The sequence below is a fragment of the Dactylosporangium sp. NPDC000244 genome, assembly GCF_040300725.1.
Taxonomy (GTDB): domain Bacteria; phylum Actinomycetota; class Actinomycetes; order Mycobacteriales; family Micromonosporaceae; genus Dactylosporangium.
The window spans coordinates 110,775-134,900 of record NZ_JBEPEH010000035.1; the positions used below are offsets into that span (position 1 = coordinate 110,775).

Annotated in this window: 23 protein-coding genes; 13 read left to right on the forward strand and 10 right to left on the reverse strand. The window is 72.0% G+C overall.

What is annotated here, in order from left to right; all coding sequences use genetic code 11:
- Positions 1-48: 48 nt before the first annotated feature.
- Positions 49-858, forward strand: a complete 810-nt coding sequence (locus tag ABT369_RS40995; RefSeq protein WP_350620873.1) for an SURF1 family cytochrome oxidase biogenesis protein — start codon at positions 49-51, stop codon at positions 856-858.
- 20 nt (positions 859-878) lie between these two features.
- Here the strand turns inward: ABT369_RS40995 and ABT369_RS41000 are convergent, their stop codons facing one another.
- A complete protein-coding gene (locus ABT369_RS41000; RefSeq protein ID WP_350620875.1) occupies positions 879-2,417 on the reverse strand; it encodes an ATP-dependent DNA ligase in 1,539 nt (512 codons plus the stop codon).
- A gap of 37 nt (positions 2,418-2,454) precedes the next feature.
- A complete protein-coding gene (locus ABT369_RS41005) occupies positions 2,455-2,700 on the reverse strand; it encodes a hypothetical protein (RefSeq protein ID WP_350620877.1) in 246 nt (81 codons plus the stop codon).
- A 134-nt stretch (positions 2,701-2,834) separates the two neighbouring features.
- Between ABT369_RS41005 and ABT369_RS41010 the strand changes: the two genes are divergently transcribed.
- A complete protein-coding gene (locus tag ABT369_RS41010) occupies positions 2,835-3,851 on the forward strand; it encodes a GGDEF domain-containing protein (protein ID WP_350620879.1) in 1,017 nt (338 codons plus the stop codon).
- Here ABT369_RS41010 and ABT369_RS41015 read toward each other — a convergent pair.
- The gene (locus tag ABT369_RS41015; RefSeq protein ID WP_350620881.1) at positions 3,813-5,411 is read right to left on the reverse strand and encodes a putative bifunctional diguanylate cyclase/phosphodiesterase; all 1,599 of its coding nucleotides are present in this window, start codon (positions 5,409-5,411) and stop codon (positions 3,813-3,815) included. The two genes, ABT369_RS41010 and ABT369_RS41015, sit on opposite strands and share 39 nt — an antisense overlap.
- Before the next feature lie 119 nt (positions 5,412-5,530).
- Between ABT369_RS41015 and ABT369_RS41020 the strand changes: the two genes are divergently transcribed.
- Together ABT369_RS41020 and ABT369_RS41025 are read left to right on the forward strand one after the other, a co-directional pair.
- Positions 5,531-5,773, forward strand: a complete 243-nt coding sequence (locus ABT369_RS41020) for a hypothetical protein (RefSeq protein ID WP_350620882.1) — start codon at positions 5,531-5,533, stop codon at positions 5,771-5,773.
- Positions 5,770-6,003: a hypothetical protein gene (locus ABT369_RS41025; protein WP_350620884.1), complete on the forward strand. Its 234-nt coding sequence runs from the start codon at positions 5,770-5,772 to the stop codon at positions 6,001-6,003. The genes ABT369_RS41020 and ABT369_RS41025 overlap by 4 nt, the downstream gene beginning before the upstream one ends.
- Before the next feature lie 287 nt (positions 6,004-6,290).
- Here ABT369_RS41025 and ABT369_RS41030 read toward each other — a convergent pair whose 3' ends face one another.
- A complete protein-coding gene (locus ABT369_RS41030) occupies positions 6,291-6,509 on the reverse strand; it encodes a DUF7455 domain-containing protein (protein ID WP_350620886.1) in 219 nt (72 codons plus the stop codon).
- Positions 6,510-6,955: 446 nt separating this feature from the next.
- On the opposite strand from ABT369_RS41030, the gene ABT369_RS41035 reads away from it, so the two are divergent.
- The 6 genes from ABT369_RS41035 to ABT369_RS41060 all read left to right on the forward strand — a co-directional run bounded on the left by ABT369_RS41035 (position 6,956) and on the right by ABT369_RS41060 (position 14,581).
- Positions 6,956-8,563: a CBM96 family carbohydrate-binding protein gene (locus tag ABT369_RS41035; RefSeq protein WP_350620888.1), complete on the forward strand. Its 1,608-nt coding sequence runs from the start codon at positions 6,956-6,958 to the stop codon at positions 8,561-8,563.
- 253 nt (positions 8,564-8,816) lie between these two features.
- The gene (locus ABT369_RS41040; RefSeq protein WP_350620890.1) at positions 8,817-10,463 is read left to right on the forward strand and encodes a S8 family serine peptidase; all 1,647 of its coding nucleotides are present in this window, start codon (positions 8,817-8,819) and stop codon (positions 10,461-10,463) included.
- A 166-nt stretch (positions 10,464-10,629) separates the two neighbouring features.
- A complete protein-coding gene (locus tag ABT369_RS41045) occupies positions 10,630-11,295 on the forward strand; it encodes an SRPBCC family protein (protein WP_350620892.1) in 666 nt (221 codons plus the stop codon).
- 104 nt (positions 11,296-11,399) lie between these two features.
- Complete coding sequence (locus tag ABT369_RS41050) at positions 11,400-11,774, forward strand: response regulator transcription factor (RefSeq protein WP_350620894.1); 375 nt, start codon at positions 11,400-11,402, stop codon at positions 11,772-11,774.
- Positions 11,771-12,901: a HEAT repeat domain-containing protein gene (locus ABT369_RS41055; RefSeq protein ID WP_350620896.1), complete on the forward strand. Its 1,131-nt coding sequence runs from the start codon at positions 11,771-11,773 to the stop codon at positions 12,899-12,901. The genes ABT369_RS41050 and ABT369_RS41055 overlap by 4 nt, the downstream gene beginning before the upstream one ends.
- Positions 12,902-13,081: 180 nt before the next feature.
- Positions 13,082-14,581, forward strand: a complete 1,500-nt coding sequence (locus tag ABT369_RS41060; protein WP_350620898.1) for a glycosyltransferase family 2 protein — start codon at positions 13,082-13,084, stop codon at positions 14,579-14,581.
- On the opposite strand, the gene ABT369_RS41065 is transcribed toward ABT369_RS41060, so the two are convergent.
- The 4 genes from ABT369_RS41065 to ABT369_RS41080 form a co-directional block, all read right to left on the reverse strand.
- Positions 14,541-16,214: an ATP-binding protein gene (locus ABT369_RS41065; protein ID WP_350620900.1), complete on the reverse strand. Its 1,674-nt coding sequence runs from the start codon at positions 16,212-16,214 to the stop codon at positions 14,541-14,543. The genes ABT369_RS41060 and ABT369_RS41065 overlap by 41 nt on opposite strands.
- A gap of 105 nt (positions 16,215-16,319) precedes the next feature.
- Positions 16,320-17,048: a hydrolase gene (locus tag ABT369_RS41070; RefSeq protein ID WP_350620902.1), complete on the reverse strand. Its 729-nt coding sequence runs from the start codon at positions 17,046-17,048 to the stop codon at positions 16,320-16,322.
- A gap of 151 nt (positions 17,049-17,199) precedes the next feature.
- Positions 17,200-17,907 (reverse strand): response regulator transcription factor, encoded by a 708-nt coding sequence (locus ABT369_RS41075; protein WP_246655778.1) that lies wholly within the window; start codon positions 17,905-17,907, stop codon positions 17,200-17,202.
- Positions 17,904-19,829 carry a sensor histidine kinase gene (locus tag ABT369_RS41080; protein ID WP_350620905.1) on the reverse strand — a complete coding sequence of 642 codons (1,926 nt, stop codon included), beginning with the start codon at positions 19,827-19,829 and terminating at the stop codon, positions 17,904-17,906. The genes ABT369_RS41075 and ABT369_RS41080 overlap by 4 nt, the downstream gene beginning before the upstream one ends.
- A 114-nt stretch (positions 19,830-19,943) precedes the next feature.
- On the opposite strand from ABT369_RS41080, the gene ABT369_RS41085 reads away from it, so the two are divergent.
- Together ABT369_RS41085 and ABT369_RS41090 are read left to right on the forward strand one after the other, a co-directional pair.
- Positions 19,944-20,627, forward strand: a complete 684-nt coding sequence (locus tag ABT369_RS41085) for a sensor histidine kinase (protein WP_350620907.1) — start codon at positions 19,944-19,946, stop codon at positions 20,625-20,627.
- Positions 20,628-20,675: 48 nt separating this feature from the next.
- The gene (locus tag ABT369_RS41090; protein ID WP_350620909.1) at positions 20,676-21,947 is read left to right on the forward strand and encodes a sensor histidine kinase; all 1,272 of its coding nucleotides are present in this window, start codon (positions 20,676-20,678) and stop codon (positions 21,945-21,947) included.
- 3 nt (positions 21,948-21,950) lie between these two features.
- Here ABT369_RS41090 and ABT369_RS41095 read toward each other — a convergent pair whose 3' ends face one another.
- Complete coding sequence (locus tag ABT369_RS41095) at positions 21,951-22,277, reverse strand: MmcQ/YjbR family DNA-binding protein (RefSeq protein ID WP_350620911.1); 327 nt, start codon at positions 22,275-22,277, stop codon at positions 21,951-21,953.
- A 175-nt stretch (positions 22,278-22,452) separates the two neighbouring features.
- On the opposite strand from ABT369_RS41095, the gene ABT369_RS41100 reads away from it, so the two are divergent.
- Complete coding sequence (locus ABT369_RS41100) at positions 22,453-23,088, forward strand: response regulator transcription factor (protein WP_350620913.1); 636 nt, start codon at positions 22,453-22,455, stop codon at positions 23,086-23,088.
- 45 nt (positions 23,089-23,133) lie between these two features.
- On the opposite strand, the gene ABT369_RS41105 is transcribed toward ABT369_RS41100, so the two are convergent.
- A partial coding sequence (locus ABT369_RS41105; protein WP_350620915.1) for an RICIN domain-containing protein occupies positions 23,134-24,126 on the reverse strand: 993 nt, incomplete at its 5' end.

A 24,126-nucleotide genomic window follows, 5' to 3' on the forward strand; every position in this document is an offset into this window, starting at 1 on the left:
GGGCGCCACCATGACCGTCCGGAAGGGGACGGGCTACCGTGCATGGTTGTGTACCGGTTTCTCGCGACGCCCCGGTGGCTCGGCTACGCCGCGCTGACCTTGGCCGCGGCGACGGTCATGGTGCTGCTCGGCCTGTGGCAGTTCGACCGCTACGACCAGCGGGCGGAGATCAACGCCCGGATCGACGCCGGCACCTCGGCGACGCCGGTGCCGCTGACGGACATCGTCGGCGCGCCGGACGGGGGCGCCGGGACGGTCGGACCGGCGCCGGCGGAGCACACGGAGTGGACGCGGGTGACCGTGACCGGCACCTACGACCCGGCCCACGAGATCCTCGTGCGCGGCCGCACGGTCGAGGGCGCCGTCGGCTTCGAGGTGCTCACCCCGCTCGTGCTGCGCGACGGCACCGCGGTCCTCGTCGACCGGGGCTGGGTGCGCCCGGCCGCGGCCGGCGCCATGACCACGCCCGATGTGCCCGTGGCCCCCTCCGGCAACGTGACCGTCTCCGGCCGGCTGCGCCCGTCGGAGAGCCGGGGCGGGCGGCCCCAGGAGGTCTCCGGCCATGCGGAGATCCGCCGCATCACGCCCTCGGCGATCGCCCCGGCCGTGCCCTACGCCCTCTTCGACGCCTACGTGAGCGCGGACGAGCCCGCGCCCGGGTTCACCGCCGTGCCGGCCGAGAAGCAGAACGCGCTGCAGAACGCCGGCTACGTCCTGCAATGGTGGCTCTTCGCCGCGATGACCCTCTACGGCTTCGGCTACCTGGCCCGCCGCGAGGCGAGGGGTCCGCGCCCGGACAACCTGCTGGACGACGACGAGGAGACCGACGCTCAGCAGGTGCACAAAGCCCCCTTGTGAACCGTCCGCGAGCAGCGCGTTCACGAGCCGCCCCGGTGGATCGCCCGCACCGTGTCGATGGTGTCGGCCTCGTCGGGGCGCTTGTCCTCCCGGTAGCGCAGCACGCGCGCGAACCGCAGCGCCATCCCGCCCGGGTAGCGCGGCGAGGTCTGCACCCCGTCGAACGCGATCTCCACGACCAGCTCGGGCCGCACCTTCACGACCCACTCGGACTCCTCGGCCTCCTCGACGGCCAGCGCCCGCAGCCTCTCGGTCTGCCACCGCAGCATCTCGTCGGTCATGCCCTTGAACGTCTTGCCGAGCATCACGAACCCGCCCGTCTCCGGGTCCCGCGCGCCCAGATGCAGGTTGGACAGCCACCCGCGGCGGCGGCCGTGACCGCGCTCGACGGCCAGCACCACCAGGTCGAGCGTGTGCCGGGGCTTGACCTTGACCCAGGCCGAGCCGCGCCGCCCGACGTCGTAGGGGGCCGCGGCCGACTTGATCACGAGCCCCTCGTGCCCGGCCGCGACCGCCGCGGCGAACGCCGCCTCTGCCGCCTCGGGCGTGTCGATCACGGTGCGCCCGGCCCGCAGCGGCTCGGGGACGACCCGTTCGAGCGCCGCCCAGCGCTCCCCGGCCGGCCGGTCGAGCAGGTCCTCGCCGTCGAGGTGGAGCACGTCGAAGAAGAACGGCTGCAGGATCGACACTCCGTCGCGGCGGGCGGCCCGGCTGGAGGTCTCCTGGAACGGGATGGCCCGGCCGCTGTCCGGGTCGACGCCGACCGCCTCGCCGTCGAGCACGATCGAGGACACCCCGAGCGCGGCGACGGCCGCGACCACCCCGGGCAGGCGGGCGGTGATGTCGTCGAGACTGCGGCTGAACACCGAGACCGACTCCCCGTCCCGGTGCACCTGGATCCGAATGCCGTCGATCTTGATGTCGGCCGCGGCGGGTGTCCCGGTGGCCGCGAGTGCCTCGGTGGCGTTCGGCGCGCTGGCGGCGAGCATCGGGGCGAGCGGGCGGCCGACGGTGAGCGCGTAGGCGTCGAGGGCCTCGGGCCCGTGCAGCAGCGCGTCGGCGGCGACGGCCTTGAGGTCGCCCGCGAGCAGTAACGCCCGGCGGACGGCGGTGGAAGGGATGGCGGCGGCCCGGGCGACGGCGTCGGCGAGGAGCCCGGCCTGGGCGCCCTGGCGCAGCTCGCCGCTGAGCAGCCCGACGAGGAGCCGGCGCTCGGGCTCGGTGGCGGCGCCGAAGAGGGCGGCGACCTCGGCCCGGCGGGCGGCCTGGGAGCCCTTGCCCGCGAGCCCGGCCATGCGCTCGAAGGCGAGGTCGATGTCGGCGACGCTCAGGGAGGGCTCGGCCGCGGGCGGCGGCAGGTCGCGCAGGCTGGCGTAGCCGACTCCGGTCTGGCGCTGGCGCAGCTCACCGGCGAGGTAGCCGGCCCCGGCCGAGACCGTGCGCTCGTCGCCGGACGCGGCCAGGTCGCGCAGGGCCGCGGCCAGAAGGTCGATCTTGGCGTTGCGGGCGGAGGTGGCCGCCACCGCCCCGGAGACCTTCGCCAGCTGCTCGAATCGCATATCGGGATTCTCGCGCAGGGGTACGACAAAAACCGCCTCAGACCATCGCGCGGGCGTAGGCGCGACGGATGCAGTCCAGCACCCAGCCCATCCGGCTGACGGCGATGTCGGGGTGCTCGCCGAACTCGTGGGCGACCAGCGCCGCGCAGCCGCGGGGCCCGTGGCGGCGCACGCTGAGCATGACCGCCCGGCGGATGCGCTCCGCGTCGAGGGCGTCCGAGGACTGCACGTCCGAGCAGAAGAGCGCCTCGGCGCGGACGTGTTCGAGCAGCTGTGGCGTCATGACTTGCTCCCTTCGCCTCAACCCAGTCCACGCTCCCGCCAGAGCAGGCACGTGTCCGCCGGGTTGCAGACAGGGTGGTATCGGTCCGGCGACACAACCTGGCCGAAGTTGACGCAATGACGGAAAATAGTGGTGTGAATACGTTCCGTGAGAAAAGCCCTGGCCCGGCGCTGCTCGACGCTGGGCTCGCGGCCGTCGCCACGGGCCTGCTGAGCTGGGTGTACGCCCTCGGCCCCGACGCCCTCCCGGTCGCGCTCGCCACCTTGCTCGCCGTGATCATGCTGCACCCGTGGCTGCGCCGGCTCCCGGTTCCCCGAGCCGCCGGCCCGGTCGCGCTGGTCCTCGTGTCGCTGCTGGCTCCGGGTGTACTGCTCGTGCAGTACACCCGCAGCCAGACGCACGACGTCCCGCTGGCCGCGGCCGCGAGCGCGCTGGTCTTCCTGCTGGTGCTCGGGCGCCTGGCCCTGCTGCTGGCCGACGCGCGCCACATCGCCGCCACGGACGCGCTGACCGGCCTGAACACCCGCCGCGCCTTCGAGACGCGCCTGCGCGAGCTGCGCCGCGGGCGGCCCGCCGCCGTGGTGCTGCTCGACATCGACCGCTTCAAGCGCATCAACGACGCGTTCGGCCACCCCGCAGGCGACCGGGTCCTCTGCGCGGTCGCGGGCCGGCTGCGGGAGACGGCCGGCCCCGGCGTGACCGTCGCGCGCTACGGCGGCGAGGAGTTCGCGCTGCTCATCCCCGACGCCGACGCCGCCCGCGCGGGCGAGCTGGCGGACCGGCTGCGCTCGGCGATCGGCGCGACCGCGGTGGACCTGGGCGGCGGCGCCGTTCGCGTCGTCACGATTTCCGCCGGTACTGCCGCGCTCCCCGCCGACACCCGCGACCCCGGCGAGCTCGTCCCGCTGGCCGACCGCGCCCTCTACGCCGCCAAGCGGGCCGGCCGCGACCGTGTCGTGGCCGCTACGCCGCCCGCGAACCCGGGCACCACGACCGGCCCGGGCGGGGCGTCCGCCGGCCCCGACTGGGCCGCCGCGAACGCCGCGACCCCGCGGGCCCGGGACCAGGACGCGCCCGCGCGCGAACCCGGCACCGACGAGTGGCCCACCCCGCTACCGCGCCCGCGCCGCACCGAGCTCGAGGCGGCCTGACAGCAGCGCGTCGAGGTCAGCCGGCGGTACCGGCCGGGAGTACAGGAATCCCTGGGCGTGCTCGCACCCGAGCGCCCGCAGGGTCGACGCCTGGTCCTCGGTCTCCACGCCCTCGGCGACGGTCTGCAGCGACAGCCCGCCGGCGAGCTGGAGGATCGCGCGCATGAGCGTGGTGTCCACGGCGGTGGCCAGGAACGTACGGTCGATCTTGAGCACGTCGACCGGCAGGTGCACGAGGTAGGCGAGCGATGAGTACCCGGTGCCGAAGTCGTCGATCGCCACCCGCACCCCGTCCGCCCGCAGCGCGTCCAGGCGCGCCGTGGACTCGGCGTCGGCGACGAGCGTGCTCTCGGTGACCTCCAGCACGAGCGCGCCCGGCGGCAGCCCGCCCTCGGCGAGCGCCGCCCGGACGCGCTCCACGAAGTCCGGCTCGCGCAGCTGGTGCGCGGCCACGTTCACGGTGAGGCTGATCCCGGCCCGCTCGTGCCACTCCCGCGCCTGCGCGCACGCCCGGCCCAGCACCCACCAGCCCAGCGGCACGATCAGCCCGGTGGCCTCGGCGACGGGGATGAACACGCCGGGCGGGATGGCCTCGGCGCCGGGCGGGAACCAGCGCAGCAGCGCCTCGACCGCGGTGATGCGCCCGTCGGCGAGGCGTACCACCGGCTGGTAGTACACCTCCAGCTCCCCCTCGCGCAGCGCCCGCCGCAGCCCGGTGGCAAGCTCGCGCTGCCGATCCGCGGCCGTGCGCAGCCCGGCCTCGAACCGGACGATGCGGTCCTTGCCGCCCTCCTTGGCCGCCTGCAGCGCCAGTCCCGCGTCGCGCAGCACCTCGGCCGAGCCGCGCCGCCCGTCGGCGACGACCACGCCCGCACTGCCGGTGAGGTGCACGGTGCGCTCCTCCACCCGGTACGCGGGCCGCAGCCGGCCCAGCGCCCGCTCCGCCGCGTCCGGGGGCGCGGCCCCGCGCCACACGGCCGCGAACTCGTCGTCCCCGTGCCGCGCGATGAGATCGGCCGAGGGCAGCGCCGCGCGCAGCCGCCGGGCGACCTCGTGCAGTAGCGCGTCCCCGGCGGCGTGCCCGAGCTCGTCGTTGATCGCCTGGAACCCGTCGAGGTCGAGCAGGATCACCGTCGGCCCCGGCCCGCGCTGGAGTTCGGCCCACTGCTCCGCACCGATCCCGTTCCCCTTGGCGGCAGCGGCTCCGGCACGAAGGGAGGCGGCCCCGTCGAGCATCGCCGTGAGCAGGGCCCGGTTGGCCAGTCCGGTGACCGGGTCCCGGGTGGCCCGCTCCCGCAGCGCCCGCTCCAGCCCTCGCCGCCGAGCCGAGGACTGCGCCAGCGAGGAGGCGAGCCGCCGGGACCGCGCCCGCACGAGCAATACGGCCACCAGGGCGGCCACCAGCGCGACAACGCCGGCCAGGAGGGACGAGAACTGCCGAAGCAGCGCCGGTACCGCCGCCAGAAACGCCGCCCCCGCCACCCACACGGCCACGAGCAGCCCCGTCTCGCGACCCATCAGCCCGGGCCGCCGCGGATGAGGGCTCGGCCTACGACGCACACTCGCATGCTATCGGGCAAATGTCCGATATCTCCGAGTTAACGGACAACACGCAGGCGCGCCTCCCGCACGTGTACCACGATGCCCGTTGACGCGACGTACAGCGTACGTCTACCGTCTTGGACGTACACCATACGTCCAAGCGGTACGACGTACGTCCGGAGGCCGAGATGCCCGACAACCTGCTGCACCGCCTCACGCACCGCATCCCCGGAGTTCCCGAGCACGGCGAGAACGAGCCCCACTCGCGCAACCGGCGCCCGCACCATCGCTCGCTCAACCACAACGCCGGCCGGCCGCCACGGGTCCTGGCCGCCTGGCAGCGCCGGATCGCGGCGTTCTTCGGCCGCGACCTCCCGTGACGAACCCGGCCCTCTCGGCCCGCGCCTCCCTGCACTGGCGGGGCCGCCTCGTCGAGCTGGTACTGCCGCTCCTGGCCACCCCGCACATGCGGGACGAGACCGGCCCCGACCATCCCGCACCCGAATCCGACGTGCGAAACGAGATCCGCACCGGCCGGGCCGACCTCGTAGAACCGGCCACCCCGCGCCCCGAGCGCGGCACGAGACGTAAATCAGAGCCGACGCGCTGAGCCGCCGAGGCGAGACCGGCGAAACGAGGCCGAGCCGCAGGACAAATCCGACGCGGCGAGACAGTGCCCGCGCAGGAGCCCGCGAGACGAACCCCGAGCCGATCCACGACACAGCGCCAACGAGCTCGCCAAAAACGACATGTCGGGCGCTCCGCGCCACGACATGTCGGACTTATCCTCCGTCAGGCGATAAATGCGATAAGTCGCGGCGCGAAGCGCCCGACTTATCGGGCCAAACGGAAAAGGGCGCCCCGGCGCAAGGCCAGGGCGCCCAACAGGCAGCGAGCTCAGCTCCGCCAGTCGAACCCTTCCTCCACCACGACCTTGTCCGCCGTCGCGGTGATGCGGTCCGCGAACTTCTTCGCGTGATGCCCGCAGAACGCCAGGTCCCCGGCGTCGCCAAAGGTCACGACGGCCTTGGCGGCCGCGTTGCAGCTGTCGCACCGCTCCCCCGCCAGCTCGGGGACGACGTGAACGGCCGGGCGCGAGATCAGCATCGGGGTCATTTCAGTCTCCTCGAGGTCGTGACGGGTGCAGAGCGCCCGATTTGTTCCATATCCGTAAGTTGCGCCGTACTCGACCAACATTACGTTCGCCGCTTTTGGGCGCCTAGTTCGGAAGCGTTGGCATTCGGTCGCCGCTCGGTTGCCACTCCTGTCCGTTCGTCTGATGCATCACGCGGGCAGCTCACATACCCGCTCGGCAACATTTCGACACCAAGCCCTCTGAGCTGCCGCAATAAGCGTACCCGAGCGCGGCAAGTCCACAGTGGACATAGCGGCCGGTGGGCGGACACCCGAACGGCAACTTCCGGCGAACCGGGGGTGTAACCCCGGCTGCCGAATCTTGTGGAGGTCCGGATGACAACGCCGGATGCAAAACCCGCTCCACAGGATTCCGCCAGCCACGGAAGGGCTTTGAATAGATGATTCGCCGCCGCACCCGCACATTCATGCCGATCGCCGCGCTCGCGCTCGGTGCCGGACTCGGCACCATGATCCACAGCGGTGCCGCCGCCGCTGCGGAGACGACCGACGTCGTGCGCTCGGGCGCCGCGGAGGACACCTACAGCTCCAGCGCCCGTCCGACCTACAACTTCGGCTCCGCCCCGACGCTCGTCGCGGGCCGCCAGGGTGGCGACACCATGGTCGCGTTCGTGAAGTTCAAGGTCAGCGCGCTCGGTGCCGGCACGGTCAAGGGCGCCAAGGTGACCCTGACCCGCGACTCCAAGAACCTGCCCGGCTCGCTGTCGCTGAGCCGCGTCGCGGACACCGCCTGGACCGAGAAGGCGCTGTCGGCGAAGAACGCCCCGAAGCTCGCGGGCGTCGTAGCCGCCGCGAAGCCGACGGCCACCGCCGGCTCGGTGACGTTCGACGTGAGCTCGGTGGTCAAGGGCGCCGGGACGTACACCTTCGCCGTCACCTCGACCGTCGCGAACACCCCGGCGCGCTTCCGCTCGGCCCAGGCCGCCGCGGGCAAGCCCACCCTGGACGTCAGCATCGTCCGCCCGGTGGTGACCAAGCCGGTCGAGGACACCAAGCCGACCACGCCGGTCACGACGCAGCCGACGACCCCGGTCACCACGCCGCCGACGACGCCGGTCACCACGCCGCCGGCCGACTGCAAGGTGGACGCCAAGCTGGTTCCCAGCTGCGGCGTGCTGTGGGGCGCGGCGGCCGGCGGTTTCTCCGACGTGCCGCGCGACGAGGCCCTGAAGACCTTCGAGGCCAAGTCCGGCCGCACCTCGACGATCTACCACACGTACCACAAGGGTGACGAGCTCTTCCCGACCAAGAACGAGATCGCCATGACCAACGACCCGGAGCACCCGCGCACCCTGATGCTGAACTGGAAGGTCGGCTACGGCACCACGTGGGCCAAGGTCGCCGCCGGCGCCCAGGACGCGCGCATCGACCGCCTGGCCACGTACATCAAGGCCAACTTCGGCACCAAGCCGTTCTTCATGGTGCTGCACCACGAGCCGGAGAACGACGTGAACCCCACGGCCGGCTCGGGCCAGACCGCCAAGGACTTCGCGGCCATGTTCCGTCACACCGCGCTGCGCCTCAAGGCCGACGGCGTCACCAACGCCGTGTTCACCGTCGCGTACATGAACTACGAGAAGTGGAACAACACCTCCTGGTGGGGCGACCTGTACCCGGGTGACGACGTCGTGGACTGGGTCGGCGTGGACACGTACAACAACGCCGAGCCGGGCGCGTTCCACTACGGCGACTTCAACTACCTCATGAACCGCACCAACGACCCGAAGTTCCCGGGCTTCTACACCTGGGCCACCACCAAGCACCCGAGCAAGCCGATCATGGTCGCCGAGTGGGGCGTGTACGACTCGTCGAAGACCGTCCTGGGCAAGAACAAGGCCGCCGTGTACGCCACCGTGCTGCCCCAGCTCGCCAAGATGCCGCAGATCAAGGGCCTCGTGTACTTCGAGACCGCCAAGGACCAGAGCGGCCACGACATCCGCATGGACGACACCCCGGAGGCGCTTGCCGGCTTCCAGAAGATCGCCGCCGACCCGCGCTTCAACGTAAAGCTCTGAACACCCGGTTCCCCCCGGTGAGCGAAGGCCGTCAGGACGAAAAGTCCTGGCGGCCTTCGCCATTTCTGCTCAGGAACGACGGATACCTGTTTCGCAACCGGCGGCAACCGGCGAAACGGCGCGCAGAAGGAGCCGCGACAACCGGTCCGCTACCGGAGGAGTCCCGGGGCGGCCACCCACGGCCCGCAATCTAATTGCAGCAAGGAAATGCACCACCGAATATGCCGGCTCACCGTAAAGGGATGCAGACATAATGACGAAGAACACCGCCCGTCGCTTTACCGGAATCGTCTTCGGCACCGCCGCCGCGGCCGCTACCGCGTTCACCTTCGGCTCCGCCGCCTACGCCGCCCCGGCCCAGGGCACCATCCAGAACGTGGACGCCCCGGGCGCGCTCAAGGACCAGTACATCGTGGTCATGAAGGACGGCAGCACGACGACCTCGGACGCGCTCGCCGGCAAGGTCGGCGGCCGCATCGAGGACCGGTTCGACAGCGCGGTGCGCGGGTTCTCCGGCCACATGAGCGCCGACGCCGCCCGCCGCCTGGCGGCCGACCCGGCCGTCGCCTACGTGGAGCAGGACCGCCGCGTGCAGATCGACGCCACGCAGACCTCCCCCACCTGGGGCCTGGACCGCATCGACCAGCAGGCGCTGCCGCTGGACAAGAGCTACACCTACGGCCCGGCGAGCAACGTCACGGCCTACATCATCGACACCGGCGTCCGCCTGACGCAGACCGAGTTCGCCGGCCGGGTCCGCTCCGGCTACGACTTCGTCGACAACGACGCGAACGCGAGCGACTGCCAGGGCCACGGCACCCACGTGGCCGGCACCGTCGGCGGCAAGACCTACGGCGTGGCCAAGGACGTCAAGCTCGTCGCGGTGCGCGTGCTCGACTGCTCCGGCGGTGGCTCGTACTCGCAGATCATCGCCGGCGTCGACTGGGTCACCAAGAACGCGGTGAAGCCGGCCGTGGCGAACATGAGCCTCGGCGGTGCCGCGGGCACGACGCTGGACAACGCGGTCAAGAAGTCGATCGCGTCCGGCGTGACCTACGCGGTCGCGGGCGGCAACGACTCCGCCAACGCCTGCTCCAAGTCCCCGGCCCGCCTGCCGGAGGCGATCACCGTCGGCGCGACCGACAGCAACGACACCCGCGCCAGCTTCTCGAACTTCGGCAACTGCCTCGACATCTTCGCGCCGGGCGTGAACATCACCTCCAGCTCGAACTCCTCCGACACCGCCACCCAGAAGATGAGCGGCACCTCGATGGCGACCCCCGAGGTCACCGGCGCGGCCGCGCTCTACCTGGCCGCCCACCCGGCCGCCACCCCGGCGCAGGTCCGTGACGCCCTCGTCGCCGCCGCCACCAACGGCGTCGTGAAGAACGCGGGCAACGGCTCGCCGAACAAGCTGCTCTACACCGGCACCCTGGCCGCCGCGCCGACCACCCCGGTCACCGACCCGACGACGCCGGTCACCACCCCGACCACGCCGGTCACCGACCCGACCACGCCCGTCACCACGCCGAGCACCCCGAGCACCCCGGCCACCTGCGCCCCGGTCACCAGCACCACGCCGGTCGCGATCCCGGACCTCGGCACCGCCTCCAGCAAGCTCGTCGTGGCCAACTGCGCCGGCAACGCGAGCAAGACCGCGACCGTCAAGGTCTCGATCAAGCACGCCGACCGCGGTGACCTGCGCCTCGACCTGATCGCGCCGGACGGCACCGACTACAAGTTCAAGAGCTCGACCTCCGGCGACGACGTGGCCAACATCGAGGCGACCTGGACGATCGACCTGTCCTCGGAGCTGCGCAACGGCACCTGGACGCTGGTCGCCAAGGACGTTTTCAAGGGCGACGCCGGCACGCTTAAGGCCTGGACGCTCACCGTCTGACGCAGCAACACCAATGACAACAGCGCAACCAACGACAACAGCGCTGCAGGGCCCTCGCCGAGTCGGCGAGGGCCCCTCTCGCGTAATCCCAAGAATCACCCGCAAAAGGGGCGAATCGGCCGTACGGTGTGGTCAACCATCAGCTCCGACGGCAAGGGGGACCACCATGAGCACCGCCCGAGAATCGATCGAGGTGGCCGTACCGGTGGCAGTGGCCTACGAGCAGCTCGCCCACTTCGAGAACTATCCGCAGTTCATGTCCGGCGTGATGAGCATGGCGCCGATCGACGCGTCCACCGCGCACATGGTGCTCGACATCGGCGGCAACCGGGCCGAGTTCGACGCGCGGATCACCGAGAGCCGCACGGACGAGTTCCTGTGCTGGGAGGCGATGGACGGGCCGCAGGTCATCGAGGCACTGCGCCTGGAGCCCATGGCCGGGGACATGACCCGGATCATCGCCGAGCTGCAGATCGACGCCCGCGAGCTGTTGCCGGCCGAGGAGCACGCGGTCGAGGTTCTCAACCGCCGGCTCAAGGCCGACCTCAAGGGCTTCAAGCGGTACTGCGAAGAGCACGTCACCGCGGCGAGCACCGAGAGCACCGGCGCGAGCACCGCGCAGACCCGCGAGATCAAGCCGTCGCCGGCCGACATGCCCGGCGCCCGGCCGAACCCGGCGTCCGTCGCGCGCGGCATCGCCTCGGCCTCCGGCATCACGCACGCGGCCAACGAGCGGCCCGCGCAGCCGATGCCGAGCAATGGCAACCTCGGCGCGCACCACGCCCCCGAGCGGGCGTCGCGCACGCGGCCCGCGCCACAGCCGCCCATCTAGGCACTTCACTGAGCACTCCAGACCCTCGAGGGCGTCGGCCGAACGGCCGGCGCCCTTTCGCCATATTTCGGATTTCACTCCTATATGCCGCATAAGATCGAGATATGACCGCGATCCTGGTCGCCGACGACGACATGGACATCCGGGACCTCGTCGCCTTCAAGCTGGAACAGGCGGGCTACGAGGTCGTGGCGGTGGACAACGGCCTCGCCGCGCTCACCGCCGCCACCGAGAACCCGCCGGACCTGGTCGTGCTCGACGTCATGATGCCGGGCATGTCGGGCATCGACGTGTGCCGGCAGCTGCGGCAGGAGCAGGGCACCAAGGCGCTGCCGATCATCCTGCTCACGGCCCGCGCCCAGGAGGGCGACGTCGAGGTCGGCTTCGGCGCCGGCGCGGACGACTACATCGTCAAACCCTTCAGCCCGCGGGAGTTGGTGAGCCGGGTCGAGGCGGTCCTGGCCCGCATGCGCACGTGACCCTCGCCGGCGCCGCTCTGGTGGCGCTGTTCGTACTGGTCTTCGCCGCACTGGTCTTCGGCGCCCTCATCGTGGCCGGGCGCACGGTCCGGCGCACCCGCGAGGCCCGGCGCGCCCGTCTCGCCAAGCCGGCCCGCCGGCTGCTGCTCGCCGTCGCCGCCGGCGACGACGACCCCGAGCAGATCGAGGAACTGGTGCGACTGCCCGACGACGTCTGGCTCGCGGTCGAGTCCAACGCCATCGCCCTGCTGGGCAAGGTCCGCGGCGAGGCGCACACCGCGCTCGTCGACGTCTTCGAGCGCCGCGGCGCCGCCTGGCGGGCCCGCAGCCAGCTCAAGCGGCGCGATCCGGTGGCCCGGGCGCTCGCCGCCGAGGTGCTGGGCAACCTGGGCCGCAAGGACGCCCTGCTGCCGCTGTGCGACCTGCTCGGCGACCCCGACGCCGACGTGCGCGTGGTCGCCGCCCGCTCGCTCGGGCGCATCGGCGACGCCGGGGCCACCCAGCCATTGCTGGCCACCCTGCCCAGCCGCCGCCCGGTGCCCGCGCACGTCGTGGCGACCGCGCTGACCCGCCTCGGTACCGCCGCCCAGGGCGCGCTGCTCGCCGCGCTCGACGATCCCCGGGCGCCCGTGCGGGCCTGCGCCGCCGAGGTCCTCGGGCTGATCGGGGCCGTCGGCGCGACCGTGCGGGTGGAGAGCGCGCTGCGGGCCGACCCCGTCGTCGAGGTCCGCGTCGCCGCCGCGCGCACGCTGGGCCGGCTCGGGACCCGCACGGCCCTCGCGCCCCTGGTCGACGCCCTGGAGCCGCAGCATCCGGCCGTACTGCGCGCCGAAGCCGCCAAGGCGCTGGGCGAGCTCGGCGCGGTGAGCGCGGCCCCGGCCCTGACCGGGCTCCTCGCCGACGCCGAGTACGCCGTCGCCCACAACGCCGCCCGCTCCCTGCTGCGGCTGGGCAACGCCGGCCGGGCCGCCCTCGTGGCCGCCGAGCACCGCGCGCACGTGCGCCCCCGGCACAGCGCCGACCCCGACGAGGAGCCCGACCCCGAGGTGCTGCTCGGCGCCGCCCACGCCCGCGAGGCCCTGGCCGCCGCGGAGCTCGACGACAAGCGGAAGCAGACGGTGCCGTGACCGGTCCGCAGCGAAGCGGAGGGGCCGGGCACCAGCCAGCGCAGTCGACCATCAGCGGCGCCGACGAGCGAAGCGAGGAGGCGACGTGATGACCGGTCCGCAGCGAAGCGGAGGGGCCGGGCACCAGCCAGCGCAGTCGACCATCAGCGGCGCCGACGAGCGAAGCGAGGAGGCGACGTGATGGCCGAGTGGGTCAGACAGCTGTTGACCGTCACGGACGTCTTCATCCTGACGTACTTCCTGGTCATCAACAGCAGCTACCTGGTGCTGATCGTGCTCGCCGGCGCCGAGTTCGTGCACCATCTGCGCCGGGTGCCCTTCGCCGGGCACGAGGAGACGTACCGCAGCCCCCTGACCGAGCCCGTGTCGGTGCTCGTGCCCGCGTACAACGAGTCGGCCGGCATCGTGCAGTCGGTCCAGGCGATGCTCGCGCTGCGGTACCCGGTCTTCGAGGTCATCGTCATCGACGACGGCTCCTCCGACGACACCTTCGAGCGGCTGCGGGAGGAGTTCGGGCTCGTCGAGGTGCCCCGCGTGGTGCCCGACGCGACCCCGACCCGCGGCGGCATCGTCTCCATCCACGTGCCCGGGGAGCGGCCCGACCCGCTCGTGGTCGTGCGCAAGGAGAACGGCGGCAAGACCGACGCGCTCAACACCGGCATCAACGTGGCCCAGCACCCGCTGGTGTGCATGGTCGACGCGGACTCGATCCTCGACCCGCAGGCGCTGCTCTCGGTGGCCAAGCCGTTCTCCGACGACCCCGTGCGCACCGTCGCCTCCGGCGGGGTCATCCGCGTCGCCAACGGCTGCACCGTGGTCGCGGGCCGCATCGTCGACGTCCGGATGCCCCGGCGCTGGCTGCCGCGGGTGCAGGTGGTCGAGTACCTGCGCGCGTTCCTGCTCGGACGCACCGGCTGGTCGCGCGTGGGCGGGCTGCTCATCATCTCGGGCGCGTTCGGCATCTTCCGCCGCGACCTGCTCGTCGAGGTGGGCGGCCTCGCGCACGACTGCATCGGCGAGGACGCCGAGCTGGTGGTGCGGCTGCACAAGCACCTGCGCCGGCAGAAGCGGGACTACCGCATCGTGTTCGTGGCCGAGCCGGTCTCCTGGAGCGAGGCGCCCAGCACGCTGAAGGTGCTGGGCAAGCAGCGCCGGCGCTGGCACCGCGGCATCGCCGAGATCCTCGGCAAGCACAAGGGCATGATCCTGAATCCGCGGTACGGCCGCATCGGCCTCGTCGCGATGCCGTACTACGTGCTGTTCGAGCTGCTGGCCCCGGTGATCGAGCTCGCCGGGGTGATCCTGGTCCCGCTCGGCCTCTGGGTCGGCGCCGTCGACACGCACTTCGCGCTCGTGTTCATCGCCGTGGCCTACGGCTACGCGCTGCTGCTGAACCTCATCGCGCTGACCGTCGAGGAGTACTCGTTCCACCGCTACCACCGGTGGACGGACCTGGTCGCCTCGGTGCTCGCCTCCATCGTCGAGAACGTGGGCTACCGGCAGCTCACCGCCCTGTGGCGGGTCATGGGCATGTGGTCGGCGCTGCGCGGCGGCAAGCACGTGTGGGGCGAGATGACGCGGACCGGCTTCCAGACCGTACAGACGCAGCCTTTTGCCCGGACGCCGCAGGAGGAGCCGGTCAGAGCCAGAGAGGACGCTCGCGCGGAATCCGGATCGTGAACGTCGTGCCGTGCCCGACCAGGCTGTCCACGGAGATCTCGCCGCCGTGGCCCTCCACGATCGTCTTGGTGATCGCCAGCCCGAGGCCCGCGCCCTGCACCGCCTCCCGCACCGCGAAGGTGCCGCGGAAGAAGCGCGTGAACAGCTGCGGCTGCTCGTCGGCGTCGATGCCCACGCCGTTGTCGCGGACCTTGATCTCCACCTGCTCGCCGTCGACGCGCGCGGTCAGCTCGACCAGCCCGCCGTCCGGGGTGAAGTTCACGCCGTTGACGAGCAGGTTGGCCAGCGCCCGTTGCAGCTGCTCGGGGTCGGCCTCCACGGTGCCGAGCCGACCCTCCACGGCGAGCACGAGCCGGTGGCCGCGCCGCTTGGCCCGCGGCTCGACGGCCGCGCAGGCGCCCGCGAGCACCGCGTGCAGGTCGGTCTCACACAGCTCGAGGTCGAAGACGCCGGCCTCCACCCGGGAGATGGTGAGCAGGTCCTCGATGAGCGCGCGCAGCCGGTCGGAGTTGCGGCCGATGACGCCGAGCATGCGCGTCTGCGCCGGGGTGAGCGGGCCGGCGTCGCCGGACGTGAGCACCTCGAGGTGGCCGATGACGTTGGTCAGCGGGGTGCGGAACTCGTGCGACACCGTGGCCACGAAGTCGCTCTTGGCCACGTCGAGCTCGCGCAGCCGGGACACGGCCTCGCGCTCGTGCTCGTAGGCGTGGCGCAGCGCGTCCTCGGTGCGCTTGCGGTCGGTGATGTCGTGCACGAACGCGTTGAACGTCCAGCCCATCATCGGGTCCCGCACCGCCCAGACGGCGAGCTCGATCGGGAACTCGTAGCCGTTGGCGTGCCAGCCGGTGATCTCGATGCGGTTGTCGAGGACCCGCTTCTCCCCCGTCGTCAGGAAGCGCCCGACGCCGAGGTGGTGGGCCTCGCGGTACTGCGGCGGCACGATGGTGTCGGCCAGCCGCCGCCCGATCGCCTCCTCCTTGGACAGGCCGAACACCTTCTCCGCGGCGGCGTTCCAGGAGGTGATCATGCCGCCCTCGTCCATGGCCACGAACGCCTCGACGCAGCTGTCGAGGATGCGCTCGAGGCGCTGGGAGCCGAACAGCAGCGCCTGGCGGGCGGCCATGCGGTCGGCGACCCGGCCGAGCTGGATGCCGACGTCGGCCATGATCTCCAGCAGGCCCGGGTCCGGCTCGACCGGCTCGCGGGTGAAGAACTCCAGCACCGCGGCCACGATCCCGCGCCCGGTGATGGGGAAGGCGATGGCGGAGCCGACCCCGTCGACGGCCGGGCGCACCAGCGTCGGCTCGGCGGTCAGGTCGGCGACCCACTGCGGGCGCCCGGTCTTGGCGGCGCGCCCGACGATTCCGGCTCCCAGCGGGAAGCGCACGTCCTCGCTGGCCTTGCGCAGCTCGGCGAACTCCCCCGGCACGTCCTCGTGCCACACGTCGGTGGAGACGAAGACCCGGCGGTCGCGCTCCTCCGGCAGGCACAGGTGGCCCACGGGCCAGCCGGTCGCCGCGCACACCGCGTTGATGACCGGGAGCCCGGCGTCGCGGATGTCGTCGGCTTCGTTCGCGATCCGCGTCGCCTCCTGAAGGAGGGAGACGAGGACGAGTTCGCGATCCTTCGGCACACCTTGATCCTAAATGCCGGACCCGCCGCCATTAGCCCGTTTCGGCACGAACGACGGCGGGTCCGATCACCCTGCTCATCTGCGGTTTTGTTCAGACTTTTCGCCTCAGGCGGCCGCGGTCGCGGGCACGACGCCCGCGGTGATCTCACGGACGTACCGGTAGCCGCCCACCTCGCTGGCGCGCACCGCGTCGCTGGCCGCCACGAGCCGCACGCCGGAGTCGGCGCACGCCTGCACCAGGCGCAGCCCGGGCAGCCGGTGCCGCTCGCTGATCTCCACCACGGTGCCGTTGACCCGGCAGGCCTCGACCAGCTCGACGAGGGCCGAGTCCGGCACCGCGGCCTCCTCGATCCCGGCGCGGGTCAGGAAGTCCAGCGGGCGGGCCAGGCGCGTCGGCGCGTAGCGCGACACCCGCTCGACGGCCAGCCCGGTGACGGTGACGACCTGGTCGATGACGTCCAGCGCCCGCATCGCGCCGGCGTCGATCTGCGTGCGCACGGCGTCGGGGCTGAGCAGCCCGGCCGGCAGCGGCAGCCGGTTGAGCCCGACCGAGATGACCTCGAGCCCGCTGAGGTCGGACGGGAAGGCGAGCCACCCGTCGATGCCGATCGCCTCGACCTCGACCCCGCGGCGCAGCGTCACGTCGGTGCGCTGCTGGGCCCGCTGGATCGAGGAGAGGTACGGCGGCAGCCAGCTCGTGTCCGGCCCCACCCGGTCGGCGAAGGTCAGCTCCGTGAGCCCGGCCTGCTCGGCCGCGGCGACGAGCACGGAGACGCTGTCGCGCCCGGACGAGAACGCGGTGTGGACGTGACCGTCGGCGGAGAGGTCGATCATCAGGCACTCTTTTCGTGGACGAGTCGGGGCGGAACCATTTCAGGTTCGCCGGGCCCGGTCGCCGCGATCGTTCCCGCCGGGGTGCGGCTCGGTTCGTCGCGCGCGCCGCGCCCCGTGAGCCTGGGGCAATTGCTGACAAATCGCCCCACGCTTACTCGGCCCGGTCCATCACGGGGCGGCGATAGCGGTACCCGAACCCACGCACGGACTCGATCGGCGACGCGTCCGGGTCGGTCCAGCCGAGCTTGCGCCGCAGCCGCAGCACCGCGAACTTCACCCGTTCCGGGCCGATGCCCGTCGGGTCGTCCCAGGCCTGGGCGAGCAGCTGGTTGGGCGACAGCACCGCACCGGCGTGCCGGACGAGCACGTTGAGCAGCCGGAACTCGGTCGGCGTCAGGCGCACCTCGTCGCCGGCCACGAACGTGCGCCGGGCGGCCGGGTCGATGCGCAGCACGCCGTCGTCGTACACCTCGTCGGCCCACGACGCCGGCCCGGCGCTGCGGCGCAGCAGGGCCTCGACGCGCGCGACGAGCTCGGCGTTGGTGAACGGCTTGGTGAGGTAGTCGTCCGCGCCGCCGCGCAGGCCCCGGACCTTGTCGGACTCCTGGCCGTGCGCGGTGAGCAGCAGCACCGGCACGTCACTGACGTCGCGCAGCCGCTCCAGGACCTGCCAGCCGTCCATCCCCGGCAGGCCGATGTCGAGGATCACCAGCTCCGGCCGCTCGGTGTACGCGTCCCGCAGGCCTGTCCGGCCGTCCTTGGCGTGCGCGACCTGATGGCCCGCCCGCGTCAGGAGCAGACGCAGTGCCATGGCGATATCCGGATCGTCCTCGACGACGAGAAGTCGGCTCACGATCATCCCCCATTTCGTGCCGGTCGCGTGGGCAACGACAGCGTGACCGTCGTGCCGACCCCTTCAGTGCTGGCGACGCTGATGCTGCCGCCGTGTAACTCGACGATGGCCCGGCTGACGACCAGCCCGAGTCCCGTGCCGGGCATGACCTGCCGCCCGACCGCCGCGGTCACGTTGGAACCGCGGAAGAACGCGCTGAACAGCCGCGGCAGGTCCGCGGCCGGGATGCCCACCCCGGAGTCGGCGACGGAGACGGTCCAGCCCTCGCCGTCCTCGCCGGGCCAGGCCTTCACCGTGACACGGCCCCCGCTGGGCGTGAACTTCACGGCGTTGCTGACGAGGTTGTCCACGACCTGGTGCACGCGGGTGTCGTCGCAGACGAGGTCCGGGCCCTCGTCGCACTCGAGCACCAGGTCGATGCCGGCCACGTGGGCCGCGGGGATCCGCTCGGTGACGGCGACGCCGAGCAGCTCCGGCAGCCGGGTGGGCGTCGGCTTGAGCTGCAGCGTGCGCGCCTCCAGGCGGGACAGCAGCAGCAGGTCCTCGATGAGGCGCAGGAGGCGGTTGGCGTTGCGGTCGATGACCGAGAGGTAGGTCTGCTGGTCCTCCGACAGCTCCCCGCTCGTGCTGTCGCCGAGCAGGTGCGAGAACGCGACCACGGACGACAGGGGCCCGCGCAGCTCGTGGGAGACGCTGGCGATGAACTCGTTGTTGAGCGCGGTCGCCTCGACCAGCGCCTGGTTGCGCTCCTCGAGGCCCCGGCTGCGCTCCTCCAGGCCACGGCGCACGGCCACGCGGGCGGTGACGTCGCGCAGGTGGATGAGCGTGCCGCCGTCGGTACCGCCCGGGCCCGCCGGACCCGTGACCGGCACGAGGTCCAGCTCCAGCACCCGCCCGTCCTCGAACGCGAGCTCCTCGCCGACCACGGCGCGGCGGGTGCGGAACCCGGCGCGCAGCCGGTCGACGCGGGCCGCGGCCGGGCCGAGCCGGGCAATGGTGCGCGCGATGACCTGGGACCAGTCCAGCGGCTCGGCGTCGTCCGGGTCGTGCTCCGGGCTCACGTCGAGCACGCCGGTGTCCAGCAGCCGGTGCGCGGCCCGGTTGGCCAGGCTCACGCTGCCCTCGTCGTCGAGCATGAGCAGCCCGTCGTCCATCGTCTCGACCAGCCGGGCCAGCCGCTGCTGCTCGATGCGCGCGGTGCGCTCGGTGTCGCGCTGGGCGGTGACGTCGAGGCCGAAGAAGACCACCACGCCGACGTCGGCATCGTCGACGAAGCTGCGCGCGCCGACCTCGATGGTGCGGAAGCGCCCGTTGACGGTGCCCACCCGCAGGTCCACCGCGTGCTCGGGGGTCCGCCCGGCGCAGCAGGCCAGGAACAGGCCCACGGCGGCGGGGCGGTCGTCGGGGTGCACGATGTCCAGCAGCCGGAACTCGGGCGGGCGGTGCCGGTCGTAGCCGAGCACCGTGGTGAACGACTCCGACAGCGCGCTCCAGCCGCGGGCCGGGTCCACGATCAGGATCATCCCGCGGGCGCCGGCGGTGATCGCCCAGGCCAGCGGCGAACCGTGCATCGGCGGGGGCGGCACCGCGCGGCAGGGCTGGGCGAGCGTGCGGTCGGCGGCGGCGGCGATCTCGGCGGCGGCGGGGAGCAACTCGGTGCGGGCGGGCGCGGCGCTGAACTCGACCCGCAGCTCCTGGCCCCACTGCGCGGGCCCGACCGGCAGCCGCTCCAGCAGGTCGAGCTCGCCGAGCACCGGCAGCACCGCCGGGACGATGTCGGCGGAGCGCACGCCGGAGAAGGCGCGGAACTCGGACACGAGCCGCTGCGCGTCCACTACGGTGGCCGCGTTCGCCGCACGCACCACCAGATCGACCACCGCACCCTCGATGAGGCCGGTGTCGACCAGGCGGTCGGTCTCTCCTCGCAAAGCACTCCTCGCCGGCAGCGAACGCGGCACTTGTCGCTTACTGTCGGTACACCCATATCCTACGCAATGTAATGACATGTCCTGTAACGTTTCCGGAGGACCGAGCGGGTGCTGATGGACGACGAACCGGCGGACAACGAACCGGCGGACAACGAACCGGCCACCGACCTCGCCCAGTTGCGCACGGAGTTCATCCGGGTCGCGTCGCACGAGCTGCGCACTCCGCTGACCTCGATCATCACGTTCGCCACGATGCTCGAGTCGTCCGACGACGCGCTGCCGCTCACCGCCGAGGACCGTCAGGCCGCGATCGGCGTGATCCGGCGCAACGCGGAACACATGCAGGTCATCGTGGCCGACCTGCTCCTGCTCAGCAGCCTGGAGACGGCCGAGTCGCCGCTGGACCTGGCCCCGTTGCCGGTCCCCGAGCTGCTGGATTTTCCGGGTGTACCGCTGCATTGCGCCGCCGGCCCGGACCTCCTCGGCGACCGCGTGCTGCTGCGCGAGCTGTTCCACACCGCCGTGCAGATCGTGACGCTCATGGGCGCGGCCGAGATCGAGGCCTCGTTCGCCGGCGGGCGCTGGTGCGTGGTCGTGTCGGCGGCGACGAGCGCCGCGCTGACCCCCGAGCGGCTGCTGTCCATGCGCATCCCGCACCCCGAGCAGCCCGACGAGCACCGCACCGGCGCCCTGGCCCTCATGCTCGGCCGCGAGATCGCCGCGCGGCACGGCGGCAGCATGGTCACGTCGGTCGACCGGCCGGGAGTCACCGTCCGAATCTCCCTTCCCATCCGTTGAGCCACCGTTTCCGACCGGCTGCAACTTTGCCCGCCTATGGTCGGGCCCATGAGCACCTCCGCGTTCATCAAGCCGAAGTCGTTCCCGATCCCGGACGACGAGCAGGAGCGGCTCAAGTCGCTGGCCGGCTACGGCATCGTCGGCGGCCCGCCGCTGCCCGACCTGCCCTCGGTGGTGGAGCTGGCGGCGTACGTCTGCGGCGTGCCCAACGCGGTGGTGAACATCATCTCGGCGTCCCAGCAGATCCAGATGGCCGCGTTCGGCTTCGAGGCGAACGCGTGCTCCCGCGAGGACTCCATGTGCGCGATCACCATGGTCGAGCCCGAGACGGTGGTCGTGCGCGACGCGACGCAGGACCCGCGCTTCGCCGACAGCCCGTTCGTCACCGGCGAGATCGACGACGTCCGCTTCTACGCCTCGTCCCAGCTGCGCGACCGCGACGGGCACGTGCTGGGCACGCTGTGCGTGTTCGACACCGAGCCGCACGACCTCAACGCCAAGCAGCGCGAGGGCCTGGACAAGCTGGCCCGGATGGTCATGGACGTGATGGAGCTGCACCGGCACGGCCAGATGCTCGAGCAGGCCCTGGACAAGGTGCACCGCACGAGCCGCGAGCTGCAGCGCTCCAACTCCTCGCTGCAGCACTTCGCCGGCCAGGTCAGCCACGACCTCAAGAACCCGCTCACCGGCGTGCTCGGCTTCGTCGCGATGCTCTCCGAGATCCCGGCGGTCGCCGCCGACCCCGACGGCAAGCGCTGCGTCGACCGGGCGCTGTCCTCGGCGACCCGGATGTGGCGCATGATCGAGGACGTCCTCTCGCACGCCTCCCTCGGCGGCCGGCCGTCGTTCACCGAGGTGTCGCTCGAGTCGATCGCCCGCCAGGTGGTCGAGGACGTCGGCACTGCGATCGCCGCCTCCCAGGCCGAGGTCGAGGTCGGCCCGCTGCCCACCGTCGTCGGCGACGCCACCCAGCTGCGCGTGCTGATCCAGAACATGGTGAGCAACTCGCTGAAGTTCCGCGACCGCGGCCGCGACTGCCGCATCTCGCTCACCGCCGGCGAGTCGGAGACGGGCTGGACGCTGAACATCGCCGACAACGGCATCGGCATCGCGGCGGAGGACCGCCCGCGGGTGCTGGAGATGTTCACCCGGCTGCGCACCGACGTCGAGGGCTCCGGCATCGGCCTGGCGACCTGCCAGCGCATCGTCGAGGCGCACGACGCCACGCTCGTCATCGACGAGACCCCGGGCGGCGGCACCACGATGCGCATCACCCTGCCCAAGCCGGCCGACCAGATGCGCCTGGCGCTCGTCAGCTGAGGCTCAGCCGACGGACTCGAAGGCCGAGTCGATCCGCTCCTCCACGTCCTGCCAGTCGGGCTCGGTGAGCACGACGCCCACCCAGCCCCGGTGTCCGACGTAGGGCGGCCGGAAGTACATCCGCGGATCCTGCTCGATGAGCAACTCCTGCACGCCCTCGGGCGCGGCGCACCACAGGTGCGGGAACCGGTTCTGGTGATGACCGTCCGGCCAGACCTGGACGAAGGCCTTCTTCCCGCGCTTGAACAGCGGCGTGCCGTGGCTGACGTGCTCGGTCACGCCCGCCAGCGCGAGGCACAGCGCACGGACCCGTGTCACCACGTCGGACATGCGAATCAGCCTAGTTGAGGACGTGTGTCGGCCGGTGTCCGATTGTCCCCCGTTGCAGCACGGGTGCCGACGAGCGCAGGTCCATTGCAGCCTCTAGCTGCACCGATGCTCCCGCTGCGACGCTGGTCGGGCAACGTCAACCACCCAGGCCACACCCTCGCTTAGGAGCCCCTTGATGACGATCCGACTGGTCGCCGTCGACGAACACGTCCTTCTCCGTCTCGGTCTCAACCGGGTCGTGGCCACGGTTCCCGACATCACCCTCGTCGGCGAGGCCGGCAGCGCGGCCGAGGCCGAGCGCGTCGTGGCCGAGACCGCCGCGAACGTCGTGACGATCGACGCCTCGCTCGCCGACACCGACGGCATCTCCCTGGCCCGCAAGCTGCGCGCCGCGAGCCCGGACCTCGGCGTGGTGCTGCTCAGCGCGGTCAGCGACGACAACCTGCTGTACCGGGCACTGGACGCCGGCCTCTCGGCGTACGTCACCAAGGCCGCCCCGATCCCGTCGGTCCTCGCCGCGATCCGCCACGCCGCGGTCGCCCCGCACTCGTTCACCGCGCCCGGGCTGTCCTCCGCGCTGTCGCGCCGCCGGGGCCAGACGGGCCTGCTCAGCCAGCGCGAGCAGGAGGTGCTGTCGCTGATGCGGGACGGGCTCTCGCTGCCCACGATCGCCCAGCGCCTGGCCGTGTCCGAGGCGACGGTGAAGACCTACGTGTCGCGGCTCTACAGCAAGCTACGCGTGAACAACCGCTCGCAGGCGCTGATGGCCGCCGTCAACCAGGGCCTGCTGGTCTCCGTCGACGCCGCCTGAACGTGATGGCCCGGCTCCTCCCCCTGGAGCCGGGCCATCATCGGGTCACGCGGGAATCGTGACCCGCTGGGCGTTGGTGGCGTTGCAGTCCCAGATCTGGAACTGGGTGCCGTCGGCGGTGCTGCTGCTCGGGTCGTCGAGGCATCGGCCCGACGCCGGGTTGCGCAGCGCCTGCGTGCCGGACACGTACGTCCACTGCTGGGCGCCCGTGCCGTTGCAGTCCCACAGCTGCAGCTTCGTGCCGTTGCCGGTGCCGGCCGACGTCACGTCGAGGCACTTGCCGAGCGCGCGCACGGTGCCGTCACCCGGGAGCGTCCACTGCTGGGCGCCCGTGCCGTTGCAGCCCCAGACCTGGATCTTCGTACCGTTGGCCGTGCCCGAGTTGTTCACGTCCACGCACTTGCCGAGCTGCACGAGCTTCACCGGGCCCGTCTTCGACCCCCCGCCCGACCCGCCGGTGGTGAGCAGGAAGCGGTTGTTGGCCGTGTTCCAGTGCGTGGCCAGATATGAGCCGGCCGGCGGGTTGGTGTTGAAGTAGTCGTCCTTGTTGCAGTCCAGCCGGTTGTCCTGGGCCTGGTCCGCGCACACGACCCGCAGGACCGTGCCCGGCCCGTCGTTGTAGCACATGATGTCGTAGTCATCGGTGCAGTGCCCGTAGGCGGTGTGGTTCGGCGAGCTGCTCATCACCGCGCCCATGGCGTGGGTGAGCTCGTGCGCCGCCGGCCCCGAACCCCAGCACCCCGAGTCGACCCGGCTGAAGCTGGCCCCGGAGTTGTTGTAGTTCTCCTGGCCCGGCCGGTCGTCGATGGTCACGTAGGCCACGCCGCACAGGGCGGTCGCGTCGACGTACATGAGGTACTTGCGATCGGTCCGGTTGTACCCGAGCGCCTTGATCGCGTTCACCGAGTTGCCGAAGTCGCCCAGCGCACTGTTGGCGATCGCGACGTCGGTGACGGAGATGTTGCACGAGCTGTCGGTCACGAACCGGATGTGCCGCACGCCGCCGGTCTGGGCCGCGCTGGCGCTGTAGATGTCGTC

Bases quoted from the DNA above. Each gene is read 5' to 3' on its own strand.
- ABT369_RS41000 (WP_350620875.1), bottom strand. From the start codon at position 2,417: ATGCGATTCGAGCAGCTGGCGAAGGTCTCCGGGGCGGTGGCGGCCACC.
- ABT369_RS41005 (WP_350620877.1), bottom strand. From the start codon at position 2,700: ATGACGCCACAGCTGCTCGAACACGTCCGCGCCGAGGCGCTCTTCTGC.
- ABT369_RS41030 (WP_350620886.1), bottom strand. From the start codon at position 6,509: ATGACCCCGATGCTGATCTCGCGCCCGGCCGTTCACGTCGTCCCCGAG.
- ABT369_RS41035 (WP_350620888.1), top strand. From the start codon at position 6,956: ATGCCGATCGCCGCGCTCGCGCTCGGTGCCGGACTCGGCACCATGATC.
- ABT369_RS41040 (WP_350620890.1), top strand. From the start codon at position 8,817: ATGACGAAGAACACCGCCCGTCGCTTTACCGGAATCGTCTTCGGCACC.
- ABT369_RS41045 (WP_350620892.1), top strand. From the start codon at position 10,630: ATGAGCACCGCCCGAGAATCGATCGAGGTGGCCGTACCGGTGGCAGTG.
- ABT369_RS41050 (WP_350620894.1), top strand. From the start codon at position 11,400: ATGACCGCGATCCTGGTCGCCGACGACGACATGGACATCCGGGACCTC.
- ABT369_RS41060 (WP_350620898.1), top strand. From the start codon at position 13,082: ATGGCCGAGTGGGTCAGACAGCTGTTGACCGTCACGGACGTCTTCATC.
- ABT369_RS41070 (WP_350620902.1), bottom strand. From the start codon at position 17,048: ATGATCGACCTCTCCGCCGACGGTCACGTCCACACCGCGTTCTCGTCC.
- ABT369_RS41075 (WP_246655778.1), bottom strand. From the start codon at position 17,907: ATGATCGTGAGCCGACTTCTCGTCGTCGAGGACGATCCGGATATCGCC.
- ABT369_RS41085 (WP_350620907.1), top strand. From the start codon at position 19,944: ATGGACGACGAACCGGCGGACAACGAACCGGCGGACAACGAACCGGCC.
- ABT369_RS41090 (WP_350620909.1), top strand. From the start codon at position 20,676: ATGAGCACCTCCGCGTTCATCAAGCCGAAGTCGTTCCCGATCCCGGAC.
- ABT369_RS41095 (WP_350620911.1), bottom strand. From the start codon at position 22,277: ATGTCCGACGTGGTGACACGGGTCCGTGCGCTGTGCCTCGCGCTGGCG.
- ABT369_RS41100 (WP_350620913.1), top strand. From the start codon at position 22,453: ATGACGATCCGACTGGTCGCCGTCGACGAACACGTCCTTCTCCGTCTC.